This is a genomic window from Nautilia sp., from assembly GCF_053994455.1.
Map to the genome: position 1 here is coordinate 1 of NZ_JBMYAU010000036.1, position 3051 is coordinate 3051.

Here is a 3051-nt window from a genome sequence, read left to right on the forward strand (position 1 = left end):
AGTACCTTTTTTCACTAATCACCTTTTTTCACCGAAATATCGTAAAGTGAAAGAGGGTGAACCTACCCAACCAACCATAGGTGAAAAAGGGTGAAAGACGTAAGGTTTGTTTTGTGTTTTGGTATAAATAAACTTTTTCCTTGAAATTGAGAGAGAGTATAATTGCTTAAAAATTAAAACGAGAAAGGATGAAAAAGCTGATTTTTTTATTTATCGGAATTGTTTTTTGTTTGGAGATTATTTGAAATATATTGAAAACGAATGTATGAAAGGCAATGCTTTTGCTTGTGGTCAATATGGTCAATTTTATTATGAAAAGAAAAATTATGCAAAAGCGGCTAAGTTATACAAAAAAGCGTGCGACGGAGGAAGTGTCGAAGGGTGTGGTAATCTTGGTCTTTTATATGGAAATGGAAAAGGTGTTCCTAAATATTATTATAAAGCGTATGAGTATTTGATGAAAGCAGCAAAGAAAGGTTATAGTGCATCACAAAATAATTTAGATATTTCATGCGAAGAATATCCTTGGGTCTGCAAATAGGTATTTATTTTATCATTGCGGGGGACAAATAGAACTGTTTCGGAAAATTTGAGTGTTAAAATAAAATTACTTGATAAAAAATACTTCGGACTGCCGGATGAGAACTTATGATATAATTATGTAAATAATAGAAAATATTAAAATTAAAATAGAGAACATTGGTTATTTGCTTTTATTTAATGATGGGATTTATAATGAACGGGATAATGATAGGGCTTTTAATGGGATTAATAACCCTTGTAGGAATTATTATTATATTTAATAATGATAAAAAACATAAACCTCAACAAGATCAATAATAGAAAGGATTTAAAATGACAATACTTGAACTTAAAAAAATGATGATGAAAGCGAAAAAAGAGGATAAAACAAAAGCCAACGCACTAATGATGCTGGTTGACAGCGCTCAGAAAATTGCAAAAGAAAAAGGTGAAGAGGTTAGTGAAAAAATTATCCAGGAAGCCGCCAAAAAACTTGCCAAAATGGCGAAAGAATCCATTGAAGCAGGAATGGAAGAGGCTAAAAAAGAGCTTGAAATATATGAAAGTTTTCTGCCTCAAATGCTCGGTGAAGAGGAAACCACTAAAATCATTAAAGATATAATTGATGAAATAGGCGGTAAGAATATGGGTGAAATTATGAAAAGGCTCAAAGCCAGAGGCGATATCGATATGGCTCTTGCGAGCAGGATAATCAAATCACTTTAAAAGCTGTAAAATCAGCGAATTTGCAATATGAGAGAGAAGGGTTAATGATTTCTTCTCTTTTTTCAGTTTTTTGATTTCTTCAATAATGTCTTCATATTCGTCGTGTTTTCTTTTTATATATTCGTTAAACGATTTTTTAAGGTTTTGGGGTGAAAATTTTTCGGAGTTTATAACTTCTTTTGCGAATGTGATTACAAAATATTCTATAAGTCTTTCGACTTCCTCTTTCAGGTTTTTATCGAGCCTGTTTTTCGGTTTGATATTTTTTATTGTTTTTAAGATGGTGTTTATTTTGAATTTTGAAATTATAAGTTTAAAAAGGCTGAATATTGTCTGCAGTTCAAGGTTGTACTCGTGTTTTATCATAAACATTGCAGGCAGGAATTTATAAAAATCTTTCCATTTTTCGTATGTTTCTATTTTATTTTGGTTTATAATGATTTTGGCGAGTTCGTCTTTGTAGGTGATAAACAGAAGAGGTTTGACGCTGCTGTTTTCAAGTGTTTTTACCATCCATTTGACTGCGAATTTTATTGTCTGTTCTATGTCAATGAGAAGATCATACTGTCTGTTAATATCGGCAAGTGAATCGACAGCCTCTTTTCTTAAAGAATTGGCGCTTATAAGTTCGTTCATAATAAGATAACTTTCAATTTTGTATTTAAACGATTTTTCGTGATAATCGCTTAAAAATCCGATGCCGTGCGCATTGATTATTTTATTTGCAATCTGGGTGGCGATTATCTCTTTTTTTAAAGGATGGTCGAATATTTCATGTTCGAATCTGTTGAAAAACTCTTTTGGAAAATATTCTTTTAAAAATTTGTCGTAATAATTTGAATCGAGCAAACCGGAATTTAAAATATATTTTTTTAAAAATATTTTGCTGTAAAGCATTACGATTGCCAATACCGGTCTTAACGCCTGTTCGTTTTGGTATATTATTTCTATTTCGCTGTTTTTTGGTATGTGGTAATTTTTTCTTTTGAAATAATCGGTGTTTTTTTCAAGGATTTCAAGAATTTTAATCAGTTTTTCTTTATAAATTTTTCTTTCGTCAAGTGATAGAAGCAGGGCATGTTCAAAATTGTTTCGTAAAACTTTTTCGATAACTTCGTCCTGAATTTCTTTTAATATTTTTACTTTTTCTTTTTCGGTGAGTTTTTTTCTATCCACGAGGGAATTTAATATTCTTTTTCAATTTACCTCGTAATCGCTTATATTTCCACCTGCGCTGTTGTCTATAGCGTCAAGGTTTATTTTCCCGCCTTTGAGGGCGTATTCATAACGTCCTTGCATTGTAAGGGCAAGATTGGCACCCTCACATATTGCATAAGCGTTTATTTCATTTGCATTTACACGGATATCGGCATTTTGTTTATCACTTATGTGAAGGTTAAGTTCTTCCGAAGATTTTACATATGTTCCGATACCGCCGAAATAAAGAAGGTCAACTTTTAAACAGAGAAGTTTTTTGGCGAGTTCTTCTGCACTGATTGCATCTTTTTTGGTATTAATTAACGCTTTTATTTCGGGTGTCAGTTTTATTGATTTTTCGTCTCTTTTAAATACACCGCCGCCTTTGCTTATTTTTGATTTATCATACTGATCCCAGCTCAGGCCGTTTTCAAAAAGTCTTTTTCTCTCTTTGTAAGCAATTTTAGGATCGGGATTGGGGTCAACAAAAATTTCGTTATGACTGATTGCGGCAATTAATAAAAAGTTCTTATTCAAAAGCATTCCGTTTCCGAACACATCACCCCTCATACTTCCCACACCGACTACAGAGAGTCTGTCGGTATA

4 protein-coding genes are annotated in these 3051 nt (G+C 32.2%); 2 read left to right on the forward strand and 2 right to left on the reverse strand.

Annotation, left to right across the window (positions count from 1 at the left end; genetic code table 11):
* Nucleotides 1–241 precede the first annotated feature (241 nt).
* Together ACXJIE_RS02615 and ACXJIE_RS02620 are read left to right on the forward strand one after the other, a co-directional pair.
* Nucleotides 242–541 carry a tetratricopeptide repeat protein gene (locus ACXJIE_RS02615; RefSeq protein ID WP_456479423.1) on the forward strand — a complete coding sequence of 100 codons (300 nt, stop codon included), beginning with the start codon at nt 242–244 and terminating at the stop codon, nt 539–541.
* A gap of 314 nt (nt 542–855) precedes the next feature.
* A complete protein-coding gene (locus ACXJIE_RS02620) occupies nt 856–1248 on the forward strand; it encodes a GatB/YqeY domain-containing protein (protein ID WP_456479424.1) in 393 nt (130 codons plus the stop codon).
* Here the strand turns inward: ACXJIE_RS02620 and ACXJIE_RS02625 are convergent.
* Together ACXJIE_RS02625 and ACXJIE_RS02630 are read right to left on the reverse strand one after the other, a co-directional pair.
* Nucleotides 1240–2424 (reverse strand): hypothetical protein, encoded by a 1185-nt coding sequence (locus ACXJIE_RS02625; protein ID WP_456479425.1) that lies wholly within the window; start codon nt 2422–2424, stop codon nt 1240–1242. The genes ACXJIE_RS02620 and ACXJIE_RS02625 overlap by 9 nt on opposite strands.
* Before the next feature lie 21 nt (nt 2425–2445).
* On the reverse strand, nt 2446–3051 hold a 606-nt coding region (locus tag ACXJIE_RS02630; protein WP_456479426.1), incomplete at its 5' end, for an NAD-glutamate dehydrogenase domain-containing protein.